This window comes from Treponema pedis (assembly GCF_017161325.1).
Classification (GTDB): domain Bacteria; phylum Spirochaetota; class Spirochaetia; order Treponematales; family Treponemataceae; genus Treponema_B; species Treponema_B pedis.
In genome coordinates this window covers 892,649-909,233 of sequence record NZ_CP045670.1, presented here as the reverse complement: position 1 = coordinate 909,233, position 16,585 = coordinate 892,649, and the positions used below count along the sequence as shown (strand labels likewise).

The window sequence follows — 16,585 nt, the reverse complement described above, 5'->3', positions numbered from 1 at the left end:
GTAAAAATATACCTAAAAATTCCCAATGCCATAAACACAGAGCCTAAAAAAATCCATAAATACTTTATAATTTTCATACCGTATCGTTTTAACCTCAAATTATTTTTGACTTTACTATATTTTAAATATTATGTAAATAAGCCTAAGTTTACTTTAAACCCGACCTATAGGACAAATCCCGTAAACTGTGATACACTTACCCCGCAATGGATATTGTAATGACGCACGGCGGGCTTTTATCCCGTCAACCCGAAAATAACAATTTAACGGATTTCAGCAGCAATATAAATCCTCTCGGAATGCCTCATGGGCTTAAAGCTGCTTTAAACGGAGCTTTTCAAAATTTAAAAGTTTATCCCGATATAAATTATAGAAATTTAAAAAAAGCCGCAGCGAAGTATTTAAACTGTTTGCCTGAAAATATTTTACTCGGCAACGGAGCGGTTGAAATTATAGATAATTTTTGTGCTGCAAATTTTAGCCGTGTTATAATTTGCCCGCCCTGTTTTTCGGAATATAAATTGCGTGCAAAGATTAGAAACAAAGAAACTTTAGAAATTCCTTATAGAAGCGATTTTGTTCTTAATATCGAAGTTCTTAACGAAAATATAAAAGAAAACGATTTATTGATTTTGGGTAATCCCAACAATCCTACCGGGTTAAGAACGGCACAAACGGAGCTTTTAAAAATTTATGAAATTATAAATTCAAAAAAAGCTTTTTTACTTTTAGATGAAGCTTTTTTTGAATTTTGTGCAATAGATTACAACAGTATAGACATTTTTAAAAAAGAAGAATTTAAAAATATCTGTATAATACGTGCGGCGACAAAATTTTTTGCCTTACCCGGTCTCCGTTTGGCTTATGCCTGTACATCTCCGTCCGTTGCAGAATCTATTTCGCAATTTGAACAACCGTGGCACATAAATGCTTTTGCGGAAGCCGCCGCACAAATTATTTTCGCCGACACGGAGTTTATAAATAAAAGCCGTACCTATATAAGAGCCGCTTATTCCGAATTTTTTGCGGAATTGAATAAACATGGAACCTTAGGAAATATTAAATTTGAGCCTTATCCTTCGGATTGCAATTTTATTTTGTTAAAACTTTTAAACTGTACCGATATACAAGCTCAAAATTTTTTTGAAAAAAAGGGAATCCTTGTGCGTACGTGTTCAAGTTTTAAAATTTTAAACGACAATCATATAAGGATTGCGGTAAAATCGAAAGAAGATAACAGAAAATTTATCGAGACTTTGATTTAAAAATAAAAGCTCATCAAAAAATCGATGAGCTTAAAAATACATTTACCGGGTTAAAGCTATTCAAGCAAACGGGCTTCTATAATTTGATTAAATTCAAAATTTTCTATTTGGAGATAATAAGAAGCAACATCCATAAGAGCTTCCATAGGAGTAAGCCCTACAATTTCGGTACCTACAACGCTTACACCGTAACGCTTCGCTTCCATTTTTACCATTTCGTAAGATTGGTAAAGCGAGGTTTTAGTGTAATCGGTCATATTCATAGAAACTTGGACAATCCCGCGTTCCGCCAAATCTACACCCATAGCTTTTACAAACCGCAGCCCTCCGCCGATAAAACGTACTTTTTTTGCAATCTTATCTGCAATGGAAAGGTCGTTTGTTGCAAGGTTGACATTAAAAGCAACCAGCGGCATTCGGCAGCCTACTGCGGTAACTCCCGCCGATTGATGTATTTCGGTACCGCCGAAATCCGGTTTCCATTCGGGTTGTTTAACTTTTTCCGACATACCTTCAAATTGCCCCTTACGTATAGTGGAGAGATTTTCTCTTGCGGGAGATGTAGCCGATTTTTCATACAAAAATACGGGGATTTTATGCTGTTCCCAAATCATCTTACCTACATCATTTGAAATGGCGATACATTCTTCCATTGAAGAATTTTTAATCGGAATAAAAGGAACAACATCGGTTGCTCCCATTCTGGGGTGAGCCCCTTCATGTTTACGCAAATCGATAAGCTGAGCTGCAATTCCTACAGCCTCGACAACGGCTTTTTTTAACTCTTCCGGTTCTCCTATTACAGTTACAACGGACCGGTTATGGTCTTTATCGGATTCATAATCCAATAGTTTTAAATCGGTTTTACCCCGAAAGGGTTCAATAATTTTTTCTAAAACTTCAGAATCCCGTCCGTTACTGAAATTCGGAACACACTCAATAATTTTATTCATAATAAAACTCCAAAATAACGTATAAATTTATACTTGTTAGTTTATCATAAAATAAAATCTTGAACAAGAGAAGTCCTTACTTTAAATTAACCCGCCCGAATACGATACGGTCAAAACGGTATTTTAAGAAATCCCGGAGTATAATAACGATGATAAATCTTTTTTATCTTTCTTTAAAAAATTTTTTACTTAACTCATCAAGGCTTAAACCTAAAGCATCGGCAGTTTTTTTAAGAGCTTCATATTCTATGCTTTCTTTTTTTATATCTTTATATTCTGCAGTTTTTATTTTAACTTCACCCAAGTTTCCGTCTGAAGACTTTATCGTTTCAATTTTGCGGGACATTTCTATCCGCTCTTTTTCGCAAAACCTAAAACCTAAAGTGGAAGAGTGTTTAAAAATAATATGTGTAATTTTCTCGTGTAATTCTTTTTTATATAAAACGGTTACTTTAACTGCCGGCCTGTTTTTTTTTCATATATATCGAAGAAAAATAAACATCAACAGCACCTGCCGTAAAAAGTTTTTCCATTAAAAATCCCAGAGCTTCGCCTGTCATATCGTCAACTTGGAACACCGCTTCCGTAACGGAGCCGGTATTTTGTGTTTTTGCCGAATTGAGCGTTTCGCCCATAAGAATACGAAGCATATTGGGAACGGGATTATCGCGCGTACCGGCACCGTAAGCTGTGGAATGTAAAATCATTTCAGGACAGCAGCGGAATTCATCTACAATAGTTGCCAGAATGGCGGCTCCTGTCGGTGTTACCAGTTCCGATTTTATATCGGAAGTATAACCGGGAATTTTTCCCGCTTTTAAAATTTCCAATGTTGCGGGAGCCGGCACCGGGATTTTTCCGTGTGCACAATGAACAAAACCGGACCCCAGCGCAACGGAGCTTGCATATATTTTTTCAGGTTTAAGTTTTTCCAAACAGATTGCCGCTCCTACAATATCGATTATAGAATCGGTTGCTCCCACTTCATGGAAGTGTAATTCTTCAAAAGGTTTATTATGAATTTTACTTTCGGCATTTGCAACAAATTGAAAAATATTTTTTGCTTTATCTTTTACATTTTGTGAAAGAGTACTGTCATCAATAATTTTATGAATATCGTATAAATTCCTGTGAATGTGATGATGTGAACCGTTATGTTCATGATTATGCTCGTGCTCATGTGAATGGTAATGGTCTTCGTGCGAATGGCTATGTGCATCCGAATGATTATGAAAATGTTCTCCGCCGTTATCGCAATGACTGTTTTCTTCGGAGTGCTCCGAACAATGTGAATGTTCATGCGGAAGAATGACATTTACATAAGTGCCGCTAATTCCGCATCGCTCCGTTTTTTCTGCCGTAATTTCATATTCATCTGGAAGATTAAGTTTTTTTAATTCTCCTTTTAACCACTCAAAATCTATGCCCAATTCAAGCATTGAGCCTAAAAACATATTTCCGCTTATACCGGAAAAACAATCCAAATATAAAATCATAAAATATCCTTTATTATAAAATTTCTATAGCATAAATATTGTTTTTAATTGTAGCATTTAAATACTGTGCTGTCAATTACATCATTAAGGCAAATACTTGACCGCTTTTACGGTTTGTGATACACTCCGTTAAATTAGAAAGTTAATCCTTATAAAGAATTAAAATCCAGATAATTAGGAGATTGGTTATGATTAAACTTGCAACAATTGCCGGTTCCGATGCGTCCGGCGGTGCGGGCTTGGAAGCCGATTTAAAAACCTTCCAAGAATATGGAGTTTACGGTATGGCGGCAGTTACCGTAATTGCTACAATGAATCCGGATAATGAATGGGGGCACGAAGTTTTTCCGCTGGACGAAAAAACAATTAAATCGCAGCTCGATACCGTTTTTAAGGGTATAGGCGTAGATGCGGCTAAAACGGGAATGCTTGCAACAAATTATGCGGTAGAGCTTTCAGCGGAGTATTTAAAAAAATATAATGTAAAAAATTATGTTCTTGACCCCGTTATGGTTTGCAAAGGCGGAAATATTGCGCTTAATCCCGAACTTAATAATTTAATTATAAAAAAACTTTTGCCGCTCGCAAAAATAATAACTCCTAATTTGTTCGAAGCGGGACAAATCGCAAATGTAAATACTCCTGAAACTTTGGAAGAAATAAAAGAGGCTGCAAAAATTATTCACGGTATGGGAGTTCCTTATGTGTTTATTAAGGGAGGCTCAAAATTAAAAGATGAGCAATCTTCGATAGACATTTTTTATGACGGAAAAGAATTTTTAAAAGTCGAAGCCGAATTGATAAAAACGCGATGGACGCACGGAGCGGGCTGTACTACGGCAGCGGCAATTGCAGCCGGTCTCGGTATAGGGCTTGAGCCTTACGAAGCGGTAACCAGAGCGAAGAAATTTATTACATTAAGCCTTAGAAGCGGTTTTCAACTTAATCAATGGGTAGGACCCGGAAATCCTTCGGCATGGAGAAAAGGGTTTAATTAAAACGATAGAACTTTTTGCCCGATAAAATATTATCGGGCTTATATTTTTGTTATAGAGAACGATAAACTCCGGTTTAATAAAATGCCGGATAAAATCGAACCGCAATAAGTATTTTTGTTTATGTGTGTATAAATTACGATTGACATAATCTTATAAAAATCATAACATATCCATAAGTTTAAATTTTATACAAGGAACAAATATTGAACTTAATCAAACTTAAACAAGAACAAAAAAAAGCCGTTTTAGTTTTTACCGATATTTATTCACAGGTAAAAAATTCTTTAATACATACAAATGTAAAAAATTTAACCGCATTGCAAAGTATTGAAGAAAGTGAATTAAAAAGTTTATCGGAAACGATTTTAGTAAACCCCGTTTTCTCTCTCCGGTTTAAAATCGGCTCTCCCAATCCTGCAACGCTTGTAGGGTCGGGGCAGCTTGAAAAAATTTTAAATGTTGCGGAAGAAAAAAATGCGGATTTAATTATTTTTAATTGCGATTTAAGTCCGCGCATTCAAAGAAATCTTGAAGAGGTTTCGGGACTTTGCGTTATAGATAGACGCGAAGTTATTATTCAAATATTTGCAGATAGAGCGCAAACACGCGAAGCTGTTTTGCAGGCACGACTGGCTCAGCTTGAATATTCCATGCCGCGTCTCACGCGTAAATGGACCGGGCTTTCACAGCAACGGGGCGGTGTTAAAGGTTCGCGCGGAGCGGGTGAAAAAAAATTGGAACTCGATAAACGTCGCCTTCGTACGGAAATTTCAAAATTGCGTAAAGAAGTTGAAAAGGTCAGAGTACAGCGGAATGTTCAGCGTAAGAGCAGAACGGAAGGCAATAAAAAAATCGGAGCCATCGTAGGTTATACAAATGCGGGAAAATCTTCTTTACTTAAAAAACTTTCAGGAACGGATATCTTTGCGGAAAACAGACTTTTTGCAACCCTTGATTCCGAAACCCGTAAAATTTTCTTTCCGAATAAAACAGGCGGCGTTCAATTTTTGCTTACCGATACGGTCGGGTTTGTAAGTAATCTTCCCCACCAATTAATTGACGCTTTCCATTCTACATTGGAAGAAGCTGCCTTAGCCGATTTTTTAATAATCTTATGCGATGCTTCCCACCCCGCAATGTGTGAATGTCTTGCCGTAACACAATCCGTTTTAGAGGAATTAAATTGCGGTAAAAAAAATGCCATTATTGTAATAAATAAAATCGATTGCGTTTTTGACCCTGCATCTCTTTTGCAATTAAAAACCCGATATCCCGAAGCCGTAGAGATTTCCCTAAAAACCGGAGAGGGCTTGGATTTTCTCAAAATTAAGTTGGAGGAAATCGTAAACACCGTTTTATAGCTATGCGAAAAACAGCTCAATTTATTTGCGGAATAAACATTTTAATGCAATAAAGGATTTATAACTTAATTGAATTTTATAAAACATTTTTTTAATTGTAATTTTGTTTTATGTATTCAATACAAGTATCGATTCCGTTTGCCAAATCTTTTAAATCAGGTAAAACTACTTTATCGGGTTGTACGATACCGTTTTTAAAATAAGCGGAAAAATCTTTTACCGAATATAAAAGAGTTAAATTATCCGAAAGCGATAATTCTTTTACTTCACCGAAGCGCCCGTTCCAACCGCATTTTTCTCCGATTAAGACGGCTCCAATATTTTTTAAATCCTCCGCCGCCATTACTCCCGATGAAAAAGTTTCTCCTCCGATTAAGCAAAATACCGCTGAGCCGTTTTTTAAAAATAATTTTAACATTTCAGTTAAAGGTTTTATAACGGTACTGTCTCCGCCTTGGTTATGCCGTAAATCAATGATAATTTTTTTAGGAGCCTTTTCTTTTAATTTATTTTTTAAAATACTTACAAATTTACTCATCGGCAATTCCGAATAATCCGAGCATATATTATATTGAATAAATAAAATCTCGTCCCGTATAAAATCGGCTCGGTAATAACCCGATTGAAATAAAGTCGGTGCGAACCGTGCAAAAACAGGATTTGTTATTTGTTGTCCGCTCTTTAAAAAACCGATTTTGAAAGTTTTTATTTCGCCGGTTAAAACATCTTTTACCGTTATATCAATTTTTTCTGAAGATTTTATAACTTTCGTAAATTTCAAACTCGAAGATAAGCGGCATTCGTAATGAGCTTTTAATTCCGCATAGCCTTCGGTATCATAAGAAATTATAGGCATCAAATTTTTTAAAACCGTTTTTATTTCAATTCCGTTTATTGCGATAAGTTCTTTCCCGGCAAGCTCTCCGTATTCATTTTGCGCTTGCACTATTATGGAATGTCCTCCATACGGTAAAACAAAAAACGGCAAGACGTCTTGAGGAAACGGGGGTCCTACAATTTGAGTATGAGAGTCTCCCAAAAGAGCGATAAGTCCGCGCAAGGCAAAATATTTTTCCGTTTCGTTTTTTTTATTCCATTCGGATTTTAAAGTTTTGATTTCCGCATCAAATTCCGCTTCGGTAATTTTAGTAAACGGATTGGCATGATTCTTTTTTATACATCCGCTTACCTTCTCTAAAATATCCGTCCCGGTTGATTGTTCCGCCGTACAAATTACCGCCGTAAATAAAAATAAAGTAAAAATAATTTTTTTCATATTTTATGCTATCCTTACATTGCAATCATATCATAATTTTTCCGGTTCATCTATATTTATAAGCTGAAAATTGATGTGTTTATAATCATGTTGTCCGTGTTGACATTAACCTATTTTTTAACATATTATATCTTAAAAAATAATATGGTATCATAAGGAGATTTCTATTTTATGGAAGACAAAAAACAAATTGTGTATGACGATTATTTCGGTATTAAAGTCGCCGACCCCTACCGATGGCTTGAAGACGACAACGCTCCTGAAGTTAAGGAATGGGTAAAACGGGAAAACAAAAAAACGGAAGAATTTTTATCTAAAATTCCTTTTAGAAATAAAATAAAAAAAAGAGTTGAAGAAGTTTGGGATTATGAAAAACGTTCAGGCCTTTTTAAAGCCGGGAATTATTTTTATTTTTTTAGAACTGAAGGTTTACAAAATCAAAGCGTTATGTACCGTCAAAAAAATTCCGAAAAAGCGGAAGAAAATCCGGAACTTTTTTTCGACCCGAATACTTTAAGCAACGACGGAACAATTGCATTAAAAAATTTAAGATTTTCCAAAGACGGAAAATATATGGCCTATTCGGTTTCGGGCAGCGGTTCCGATTGGGAAGAGATATTTGTTTTCGATGCGGAAAAAAAAGCCTTAACGGAAGATAATATCAAATGGATAAAATTTTCAGATATTGCATGGTATAAAGACGGATTTTTTTACAGCTGTTATGATGCGGTAGGCGAAGGAAAAGCTTTAACTGAAAAAAACGAATTTCAAAAAATAAAATATCACAAGCTCGGAACGCCGGAAACCGAAGATAAACTTATATTTAACGATACCGAGCATCCGCTCAGGTCATTTACTGCAAGTACTTCCGAAGATGAAAAGACTCTTTTTATCTATGCCAATGAAGCCGGCAGCGAAGGCTTTTTGGTTTTTATTGCCGATTTACAAAAAGGCTTGCCGCAATCCAAAGATTGTTTTGTTCAATATAATAAAGATTTTAAAAATACGGTTTATCCTATTGAAACGGACGGCGGTTATTTATTTTTGATGACAAACAAGGATGCTCCTTTTTACAAATTGGTAAAAACCCCGCTTGCAAATCCGTCGGAAACAAATATTGAAGATGTAATACCTGAAAAAAAATGTCTTTTATCTTCCTGTACCATTTGCGGAGGAAAAATTCTTACCGTATATATTAAAGATGTTCAAGATACGGTTTATATTTACGGGATTGACGGAAAAAATGAAAAGAGGGTTGCGTTACCCGAAAACGGAAGTATAACTTTTTCCGGAGCGAGAAAAAGCGAAAATTTTTTGTTCTTTGCTTACACTTCGTATATAACTCCGAATAAAATAATAAAATACGATATAGAAAAAAATGAGCTTAAAGATTTTTTTACTCCTGCCGTTGATTTCGATGATAAAAAATATAAATGCGAACAAGTATTTTTTGCAAGCAAAGACGGCACAAAGATTCCTATGCATATTGTTTATAAATCCGATATTAAGTTGGACGGAAACAATCCTACAATTATGTACGGATACGGAGGTTTTGCAATTTCATTGACACCGATGTTTTCCGCAGCAAGAATTGCCTTTCTTGAAGCGGGAGGAATATATGCTTGCGTTAATTTGCGAGGCGGTTTGGAATACGGTGAAAAATGGCATGAAGCGGGAAAAAAGAAAAATAAGCAAAATGTATTTGATGATTTTATTTCAGGCGGAGAATATTTAATTAAAAATAAATATACTTCACCGGAAAAACTTGCAATACAGGGCGGTTCAAACGGCGGCCTTTTAATAGGAGCCGTAACAAATCAACGTCCGGACCTTTTTGCCGTTGCAATTCCGCAAGTAGGAGTATTGGATATGCTGCGCTATCAGCACTTTACAATCGGCTGGGCTTGGGTAGATGAATACGGAAGCAGCGAAGACAGTAAAGAAATGTTCGAATACCTTTATGCTTATTCACCTCTGCATAACATAAAACCTGAAATAAAGTATCCTTCGATTTTGATAACTACAGGCGACCATGATGATAGGGTTGTTCCTGCGCATTCGTTTAAATATGCGCAAGCTCTTCATGATACATATAAGGGTAAAAATCCCGTTTTAATCCGCATAACCGAAAAAGCGGGACACGGTGCGGGTAAACCTACTGCAAAAATTATTGAAGAAACCGCCGATATTTTTTCGTTTGTTTTTTATCAAACAGGAACCGATATAAAAGGTTAATAGACATTTTTAAAAACGGAAACTTTTAAAGGTTCCCGATATCAATACAAAAAAAGCTCTTGCAATATTAAATTGCAAGAGCTTTTTCCGTTTAAAAAATTTTATTCTCTGGAGCCCAACTCCTTATCAAGAAAAAGTAAGGCGGCACTTCCGTCAACAAATTTAAATTTATCCAATATCGATTGAACATTCGCTTCTTCTTCAACTTGTTCGGTTATAAACCATTGTAAAAATACTTGAGTTTTATAATCATTTTCGGCAGAAGCCAAAGCGTAAAGAGCGTTGACCGATTCGGTTACGGATTTTTCGTGTTCCAAGACTTGTTTGATAACATCTTCAGGTTTACCGTATTCGGTTTTAGGAGCTTCCAATTTTTCCAATTCGGGCTTACCGCCCGTTTCAAAAATGAATTTATAGATTTTCATTGCATGGTCCATTTCTTCTTTAACCTGTTTGTGCATCCATGATGAAAAACCTAAAAGACCTTCGGCTTCAAAATGAGTTGCCATTCCCAAATACAAATAAGCTGAAGCCATTTCCTTATTGATTTGCCCGTTTAATGCTTTTGTCAATTTTTCACTTAACATAAGAATCTCCTTAACCTATATAAAACAGTTTAATGCTATTTTATAGAAAAGTCAAGGAAAATTCGTAAAAATATAAAATTTTATAAAAATCGTGATTTAATTAAAAAAAGCACAAGACCTAAAAGGCTTGTGCTTTTTTACTTTAAACGTTTAACGTATTAGCCCCAATAAGCTTTAAGCATCGGAGCAATAACCAACGAAACCATTGACATAAGTTTAATTAAAATATTAATTGAAGGACCTGAGGTGTCTTTGAAGGGGTCGCCTACGGTATCTCCTACAACCGCAGCCTTATGAGACGGAGAACCTTTTCCGCCCGCAACTCCGCCTTCAATCATTTTCTTTGCGTTATCCCAAGCACCGCCCGCATTGGACATAAATACAGCCATAACAACACCCGAAACCGTAACGCCGGTTAAAAGACCTACCAACATTTGAGGCCCGCCGGTAAAGCCTATAATAATGGGTGTAGCAATTGCAGCCAAACCGGGTATAATCATTTCGCGTAAAGCGGCTTGCGTACTGATATCTACACATCGTTTGTAATCGGGTTTTTCCGTATTTTGTAAAATACCGGGTTTTTGTTTAAACTGCCTTCTAACTTCTTCAATCATTTTATGGGCAGCCTTTCCCACGGCGGACATCGTAAGAGCCGAGAATAAGAACGGGAAGACGGCTCCCAACAATATACCTACAAGAACGCTTATTACCGTAACATCGACATCTTTAACACCGGCCTGCTCTTTAAACGAAGTGAATAAAATAATAGCTGTAAGAGCTGCGGAACCTATTGCAAAACCTTTTCCTATAGCGGCGGTTGTATTTCCTACCGCATCAAGACTGTCCGTAATATTTCTTACATTTTCGGGGAATTTGGACATTTCCGCAAGACCTCCCGCATTATCCGCAATGGGACCGTAAGCGTCAACGGCAAGCTGAATACCTAAGGTTACCAACATACCTACTGCTGCAATACCTACTCCGTAAAGACCTGCAAGTACAAAACTTCCCCAAATGGAAGCTCCGATTAAAACTATAACGGGGAATGTACTTCTCATTCCCACAGCAAGACCTGAAATAATTGTCGTAGCGGGGCCTGTTTCACATGCATCAACAATGGCTTTAACGGGACGTTTCCCGGTACCGGTATAAAATTCGGTTATAATACCTATAAGAACACCGGCAGCAAGACCGATTATTGTAGAAAAGAAGACATTTAAATAATTTCTTCCGCCGTCAAAAGTTGCATCGCCCATAATAAATTTTACGAGGAAAAAAACAAAAACGGTTGCAATAAGAGCCGCTCCGAAAGTTCCCATATTTAATGCCGTTTGCGGATTTGAATCGGGTTTTGCACGAACAAATAATGTTCCTATTAAAGAAGCAATAAGCCCTGCAACCGCAATTAAAAGAGGAAGTACCATCATTTGAACTTTTAATGATGCCGCACTGGGTACAACCGTTAATCCTAAAATCATAGCACCTACCAAAGAACCGACAAAAGATTCAAAAAGGTCGGCACCCATACCTGCAACATCTCCTACGTTATCTCCTACGTTATCCGCAATTGTTGCGGGATTCCTGGGGTCATCTTCAGGAATTCCCGCTTCAACCTTTCCTACAAGGTCGGCACCTACGTCGGCAGCCTTTGTGTAAATACCTCCGCCTACACGTGAAAATAAGGCAATTGAAGAAGCTCCCAAAGAAAAAGCCGTCGCCAAAGGTAAAATTGTACTTCCGAAAATATTCTCATCCGCACCTAAAAATGAAGTGGAAAGAATGAGAACGACAAAAAGTCCGATAAAAGCAAGACCCACAACGCTCATTCCCATAACGCTTCCGCCTGAGAAAGCAACTTTTAAAGCGCCGTTAAGTCCTTGGTCGTTAGCCGCCTGTGTTGTTCTGGAATTAGCCTTTGTAGCAACGCGCATACCGATATAACCGGCAGACATAGAAGCTATTGCACCAAGCAGAAACGAAAGCGACTGAAACTTTAACGCTCCAGAGTTTCCTATTGCAAGAAAAACCGCAACAACAGCTATGAACGGAAGAAGAGTCAAATACTCCCTCTTCAAAAATGCCATAGCACCGTCGGCAATATGCCCGCCGATTTCTTTAAGTTCCTGATTTGATACCTTTTGCTTATAAATCCAAAGGGTTCTGAAAAGTGCATAAAGCAGGGCTAAAATTCCGCCCCCAAGCACAGCGTACAATGCGAGTGATATACTCATTTTGTCCTCCTGTTGTAAAAATACAACGTTAAAGTAAATTATGCGGTTATTTCCGCTATAATAGACGGAAAATAACATATTTTTAATAGTTTTTCAAGTAGCTTATTGACTGTAAGGGTTAAATATGCCGTTAGCCGTTATTGACACGAATAGAAAATGTATATATACTTAAAGAGATTAGGGTTATCAAGATATTTACGGATTGCCTTAAGATAAAAAGGACGGAACCTTCCGAAAAATAATTATACCCCTAAAATAAATTTTAAAGTTTACAAGGAAAACTTGTAACAGGGAGCGTATAAAATGAAAGAAAAAAGAACGAATCTTATTGTCGGAGCATCGGTTTTAATAGCCTGCATTATTGTTTTAGCTTCAAGCTGTTCGCTTAAACAAAGAATAAGCGGAGTATGGGAAGTAAAAAGTATAGGTAAATATATAAACGGTAAACAACAAGGAGAGCCTACGGTATACCCTATAACAAAGGGAGACGTTACGACGCATGTTTATTATTGCTTTACAAGCGGCGGATTGTATTATTGGGCAAAAAAAGATATAGGAGGAAATAATCCGGGTTTATATAGAGATTCCGGCAAAAGTTTTACTACGGACGGAAATAGATTGATAATATCCGGTCACTATGACGAGGTTATCGAGATAAAGGGTAATAAGGCAACCTCTACAATTGAAACTGTAGATACAAAAACTAATCCTCCAACCATAGCCAGAACTGTTATAAGCTTGGAAAAGGTAAAGTCTCCTTCCGTTAAAGATATTCAAAATGCAAAACAAGAAAAATAATACTTTATAAAAACATATAAGCTTTGCAGTTTTAAGTTCCGTAAAAACTGCAAAGCTTTTTTTATATCTTTAATATAACATTGTTTACCCTCCTCTCCTCATCTTGCCTGCCCTTAATAATTTTGATATAATGCTTAAAATACGGTAATAAAGTTTAAACTTTTAAAATACTTTAGGAGAATACAGATGAACAAACAATATGCCGAAGCCTTAATGAAATTTATTGATAAAAGTCCGTCGGTTTATCATGCAATAAAAAATTTAGGCGAATTTTTGGAAGCCAACGGATTTAACCGACTTGAACAAAAAGATTCTTTTAATTTAAAAGAAGGCGGAAAATATTTTATTACGAATAACGGAAGCGCCGTTATTGCCTGGCAAATGCCGAAAACGGGCGGTGCCGAAAACGGATTTAGGATTATAGGAAGTCACAGCGATTCTCCTACTTTTAGAATAAAACCGAATCCCGAAATAAAAGTAAATAATCATTTTTTAAAATTAAATACTGAAGTTTACGGCGGAGCCATTTTATCTACCTGGTTTGACCGCCCTCTCTCCGCCGCAGGCCGTGCAGTCTTAAAAACGGACAATCTTTTAAAACCGGAAATAAGATTAATCGATTTCGATAAACCGATATTGATAATTCCCAATCTTGCAATTCATATGAATAGAGAGGTAAACGAAGGTTATTCTTATAATAAACAAAAAGATACGCTTCCCGTTCTTTCGATTATAAATGAGAAATTTGAAGAAAAAGGCTTTTTGCTTAATCTAATTGCCGAAAACTTAAACGTAAAAAAAGAACAAATTTTGGATTTTGACCTTTATCTATACGACCGCCAGCCCGGCTGTTTTGTAGGTTTAAATGACGAATTTTTTTCTATAGGGCGAATAGATAATTTGGGAATGGCCTACTCTTCAATTGATGCCCTTGCACGGTCCCGAGCATCGACTTTTGTTCAAATGGCGGCGGTCTTCGATAATGAAGAAGTGGGCTCGGGCACGGCACAAGGTGCGGGAAGCCCCTTTTTGCAGGATACAATTCAGCGTATTGTGTTAAGCACTTGTAAGGGAAATGCTTTTGAAGAAATGCAAAAAGCTTTGGCTTTTTCATTTTTAATTTCGGCGGACCAAGCTCACGGTCTTCACCCGAACTATACCGAAAAAAACGACATAACCAATTTCCCTCTTATGAATAAAGGCCCCGCAATTAAACTTGCCGCTTCTATGAGCTACACTTCCGACGGTATCTCGGCGGGAATTTTTAAAGATGTTTGTATGAGGGCAAAGGTTCCGTTTCAAAATTTTGTAAACCGCTCGGATATGAGAGGCGGCTCAACGATAGGGCCTATTTCGGTTTCAAACTTAAACATAAAGAGCGTTGATATAGGAAACCCGATTTTAGCAATGCATTCCGTAAGAGAATTGGGCGGAACTGAAGACCAGGAATTTATTACAAAGGCCTTTGAAGAATTTTATAAATGATGTATAGATTTTCCGATTATGATGTAATAGTGGTAGGCGGCGGACACGCAGGAATCGAAGCCGCCTTAGCTTCAGCCCGTATGGGCGAAAACGTCTTACTGATAACTCAAACTGCCGACAGCATAGGTCGTCTTTCATGTAATCCTTCGATAGGCGGAATTTCTAAAGGAAACATTGTCCGCGAAATTGACGCCCTGGGCGGAGAAATGGGAAAACTCGCGGACGCCTCTATGATTCAATACCGCTTATTGAATAAAAGCAGAGGGCCTGCAGTACAGGCTCCGCGCGTACAGGCGGATAAATTTCTTTACTCGCAATTGGCAAAGCATACGCTTGAGCTTGAAAAAAATCTACATATTTTTCAAGATACGGTTTGCGATATAGTTTCGTCCGGCGCGGGAGAATCGGGTTATGTAGAATATGGAAAGGTGCAATATGTAAAAACCGAACGGGGCAGAGAGTTTTCTGCTAAGGCTGTTGTGCTTGCAACGGGCACCTTTTTGGAAGGAAAAATTTACATAGGCGAATTTGAATCTCCCGACGGAAGACTCGGAGAAAGGGCAGCTGTCGGTTTGGGAAAAGCTCTTGCCGCAAAGGGCTTTACCGTCGGAAGACTTAAAACGGGAACGCCTATGCGCGTTTTGCGCAGTTCGGTAGATTTTTCTTTAACCGAAGAACAGGAAGCCGACGCCGTTATGCGCCCCTTTTCCTTTGCAAATGCGGAAATTCACAGACCTTATGCAAAATGCTATATTACTCATACAAACGGAAATACACATAAAATTATTGCAGAAAATTTACATCGCGCGCCCCTTTTTTCGGGAAAAATAAAGGGAACGGGAGCAAGATATTGCCCTTCTATTGAAGATAAAATTAAAAAATTCCCTGAGAGGGAAAGACATCACGTTTATATTGAACCTGAAGGGCTTAACACGGAAGAGCTTTATATTAACGGCCTTTCTTCTTCCCTTCCCGAAGATGTTCAAGACAGAATGCTCAGAACAATTCCCTGTTTTGAAAACGCCGTAATTACACGCCCCGCTTATGCCGTAGATTACGCCTTTGTTTCTCCCATTCAGCTTTCTTCCGACTTACAAACTCGCCGCATTGCAGGCCTTTTTTTAGCCGGACAAATTAACGGAACTTCAGGTTACGAAGAAGCCGGCGGGCAGGGTATTATTGCAGGCATAAATGCGGCTCTTTATTCCCGCTCCCTTAAATTTAAAAATGAAAAATTTATTCCGTTTGTGTTAAAACGCAGCGAAGCATATATCGGAGTTATGATTGATGATTTGGTTACCCAAGGTGTAGATGAACCTTACCGTATGTTTACCGCCCGTGCGGAATACAGATTAAAATTAAGGCACGATACCGCCGATGAAAGACTTACTCAAGCGGCTTATAAAATAGGATTACAAAAAAAAGAAGCCGTAGACAGGCTTAACGAAAAACTTTCCCGACGCGCCGAAATTATTTCAAACTGGAACGCCGTAAAAATAACCGGAGAAACGGCGGAAAAATATCCGGAGCTGAAAAATCATCTGGGCAAAACCTTAAGCGATGTTCTTCACGACCCTCAAATTCCGCTTTCATTAATTACGAAAATAGACAAGGCTTCGGCCGAATTTTCTCCCGAACTTTTAGAATCCGCAGAGCTTGAAATCAGATATGAGCATTATATTGCCGTACAGGATAGAAGAATAAACAAGGTAAAACGTATGGAAAACACCGGGATACCTGCCGATTTTAATTATGATGAAATTTCAGGACTTTCCACGGAATCATGCTCCAGGCTGAAAGCAGTCAGACCGGAAACAATAGGGCAGGCGGGAAGAATTCCCGGAATAAGACCTTCCGATATTATGCTGCTTACCGTACGCCTTAGGTCTTTATAGAAAAA

Annotated in this window: 13 protein-coding genes; 7 read left to right on the top strand and 6 right to left on the bottom strand. The window is 37.5% G+C overall.

Annotated elements, in window-relative coordinates:
* Nucleotides 1–206: 206 nt before the first annotated feature.
* Nucleotides 207–1,265 carry a pyridoxal phosphate-dependent aminotransferase gene (locus DYQ05_RS03905; RefSeq protein ID WP_252723500.1) on the top strand — a complete coding sequence of 353 codons (1,059 nt, stop codon included), beginning with the start codon at nucleotides 207–209 and terminating at the stop codon, nucleotides 1,263–1,265.
* A 56-nt stretch (nucleotides 1,266–1,321) separates the two neighbouring features.
* On the opposite strand, the gene ftcD is transcribed toward DYQ05_RS03905, so the two are convergent.
* The 3 genes from ftcD to larC (DYQ05_RS03890) all read right to left on the bottom strand — a co-directional run bounded on the left by ftcD (nucleotide 1,322) and on the right by larC (DYQ05_RS03890) (nucleotide 3,714).
* Nucleotides 1,322–2,221 carry a glutamate formimidoyltransferase gene (gene ftcD, locus DYQ05_RS03900; protein WP_206184093.1) on the bottom strand — a complete coding sequence of 300 codons (900 nt, stop codon included), beginning with the start codon at nucleotides 2,219–2,221 and terminating at the stop codon, nucleotides 1,322–1,324.
* 160 nt (nucleotides 2,222–2,381) lie between these two features.
* Nucleotides 2,382–2,633 (bottom strand): nickel insertion protein, encoded by a 252-nt coding sequence (larC, locus tag DYQ05_RS03895; protein ID WP_252723543.1) that lies wholly within the window; start codon nucleotides 2,631–2,633, stop codon nucleotides 2,382–2,384.
* A 37-nt stretch (nucleotides 2,634–2,670) separates the two neighbouring features.
* Nucleotides 2,671–3,714: a nickel pincer cofactor biosynthesis protein LarC gene (gene larC, locus DYQ05_RS03890; RefSeq protein WP_206183880.1), complete on the bottom strand. Its 1,044-nt coding sequence runs from the start codon at nucleotides 3,712–3,714 to the stop codon at nucleotides 2,671–2,673.
* A gap of 188 nt (nucleotides 3,715–3,902) precedes the next feature.
* Here larC (DYQ05_RS03890) and thiD point away from each other — a divergent pair, with 188 nt between their 5' ends.
* A complete protein-coding gene (gene thiD / locus DYQ05_RS03885; protein ID WP_020964621.1) occupies nucleotides 3,903–4,712 on the top strand; it encodes a bifunctional hydroxymethylpyrimidine kinase/phosphomethylpyrimidine kinase in 810 nt (269 codons plus the stop codon).
* Nucleotides 4,713–4,915: 203 nt separating this feature from the next.
* Nucleotides 4,916–6,073 (top strand): GTPase HflX, encoded by a 1,158-nt coding sequence (gene hflX, locus DYQ05_RS03880; RefSeq protein WP_206183879.1) that lies wholly within the window; start codon nucleotides 4,916–4,918, stop codon nucleotides 6,071–6,073.
* Between the two features lie 91 nt (nucleotides 6,074–6,164).
* Here the strand turns inward: hflX and DYQ05_RS03875 are convergent, their stop codons facing one another.
* Nucleotides 6,165–7,349, bottom strand: coding sequence for a S41 family peptidase (locus DYQ05_RS03875; RefSeq protein ID WP_206183878.1), 1,185 nt, complete (start codon nucleotides 7,347–7,349; stop codon nucleotides 6,165–6,167).
* Nucleotides 7,350–7,520: 171 nt separating this feature from the next.
* Here DYQ05_RS03875 and DYQ05_RS03870 point away from each other — a divergent pair, with 171 nt between their 5' ends.
* Entirely contained in the window at nucleotides 7,521–9,584 is a 2,064-nt protein-coding gene (locus tag DYQ05_RS03870) for a prolyl oligopeptidase family serine peptidase (protein ID WP_206183877.1), read from the top strand.
* Nucleotides 9,585–9,685: 101 nt separating this feature from the next.
* Here DYQ05_RS03870 and DYQ05_RS03865 read toward each other — a convergent pair whose 3' ends face one another.
* Nucleotides 9,686–10,171: a ferritin gene (locus tag DYQ05_RS03865; RefSeq protein ID WP_024468920.1), complete on the bottom strand. Its 486-nt coding sequence runs from the start codon at nucleotides 10,169–10,171 to the stop codon at nucleotides 9,686–9,688.
* A 158-nt stretch (nucleotides 10,172–10,329) separates the two neighbouring features.
* Nucleotides 10,330–12,402, bottom strand: a complete 2,073-nt coding sequence (locus tag DYQ05_RS03860; RefSeq protein ID WP_024466326.1) for a sodium-translocating pyrophosphatase — start codon at nucleotides 12,400–12,402, stop codon at nucleotides 10,330–10,332.
* A gap of 303 nt (nucleotides 12,403–12,705) precedes the next feature.
* Between DYQ05_RS03860 and DYQ05_RS03855 the strand changes: the two genes are divergently transcribed.
* From DYQ05_RS03855 to mnmG, 3 genes are all read left to right on the top strand, one after another.
* Nucleotides 12,706–13,200 carry an FHA domain-containing protein gene (locus DYQ05_RS03855; RefSeq protein ID WP_024468745.1) on the top strand — a complete coding sequence of 165 codons (495 nt, stop codon included), beginning with the start codon at nucleotides 12,706–12,708 and terminating at the stop codon, nucleotides 13,198–13,200.
* Nucleotides 13,201–13,386: 186 nt separating this feature from the next.
* Nucleotides 13,387–14,685, top strand: a complete 1,299-nt coding sequence (locus DYQ05_RS03850; protein WP_020964614.1) for a M18 family aminopeptidase — start codon at nucleotides 13,387–13,389, stop codon at nucleotides 14,683–14,685.
* Nucleotides 14,682–16,580, top strand: coding sequence for a tRNA uridine-5-carboxymethylaminomethyl(34) synthesis enzyme MnmG (gene mnmG / locus DYQ05_RS03845; RefSeq protein ID WP_429615252.1), 1,899 nt, complete (start codon nucleotides 14,682–14,684; stop codon nucleotides 16,578–16,580). Before DYQ05_RS03850 ends, mnmG begins: the two co-directional genes overlap by 4 nt.
* The last annotated feature ends 5 nt before the right edge of the window (nucleotides 16,581–16,585 follow it).

What these genes read in the sequence shown, in the direction of transcription:
- larC (WP_206183880.1), bottom strand. Translation starts at nt 3,714, where the DNA reads ATGATTTTATATTTGGATTGTTTTTCCGGTATAAGCGGAAATATGTTT.
- DYQ05_RS03865 (WP_024468920.1), bottom strand. Translation starts at nt 10,171, where the DNA reads ATGTTAAGTGAAAAATTGACAAAAGCATTAAACGGGCAAATCAATAAG.
- DYQ05_RS03905 (WP_252723500.1), top strand. Translation starts at nt 207, where the DNA reads ATGGATATTGTAATGACGCACGGCGGGCTTTTATCCCGTCAACCCGAA.
- DYQ05_RS03855 (WP_024468745.1), top strand. Translation starts at nt 12,706, where the DNA reads ATGAAAGAAAAAAGAACGAATCTTATTGTCGGAGCATCGGTTTTAATA.
- DYQ05_RS03850 (WP_020964614.1), top strand. Translation starts at nt 13,387, where the DNA reads ATGAACAAACAATATGCCGAAGCCTTAATGAAATTTATTGATAAAAGT.
- DYQ05_RS03875 (WP_206183878.1), bottom strand. Translation starts at nt 7,349, where the DNA reads ATGAAAAAAATTATTTTTACTTTATTTTTATTTACGGCGGTAATTTGT.
- mnmG (WP_429615252.1), top strand. Translation starts at nt 14,682, where the DNA reads ATGATGTATAGATTTTCCGATTATGATGTAATAGTGGTAGGCGGCGGA.
- DYQ05_RS03860 (WP_024466326.1), bottom strand. Translation starts at nt 12,402, where the DNA reads ATGAGTATATCACTCGCATTGTACGCTGTGCTTGGGGGCGGAATTTTA.
- thiD (WP_020964621.1), top strand. Translation starts at nt 3,903, where the DNA reads ATGATTAAACTTGCAACAATTGCCGGTTCCGATGCGTCCGGCGGTGCG.
- DYQ05_RS03870 (WP_206183877.1), top strand. Translation starts at nt 7,521, where the DNA reads ATGGAAGACAAAAAACAAATTGTGTATGACGATTATTTCGGTATTAAA.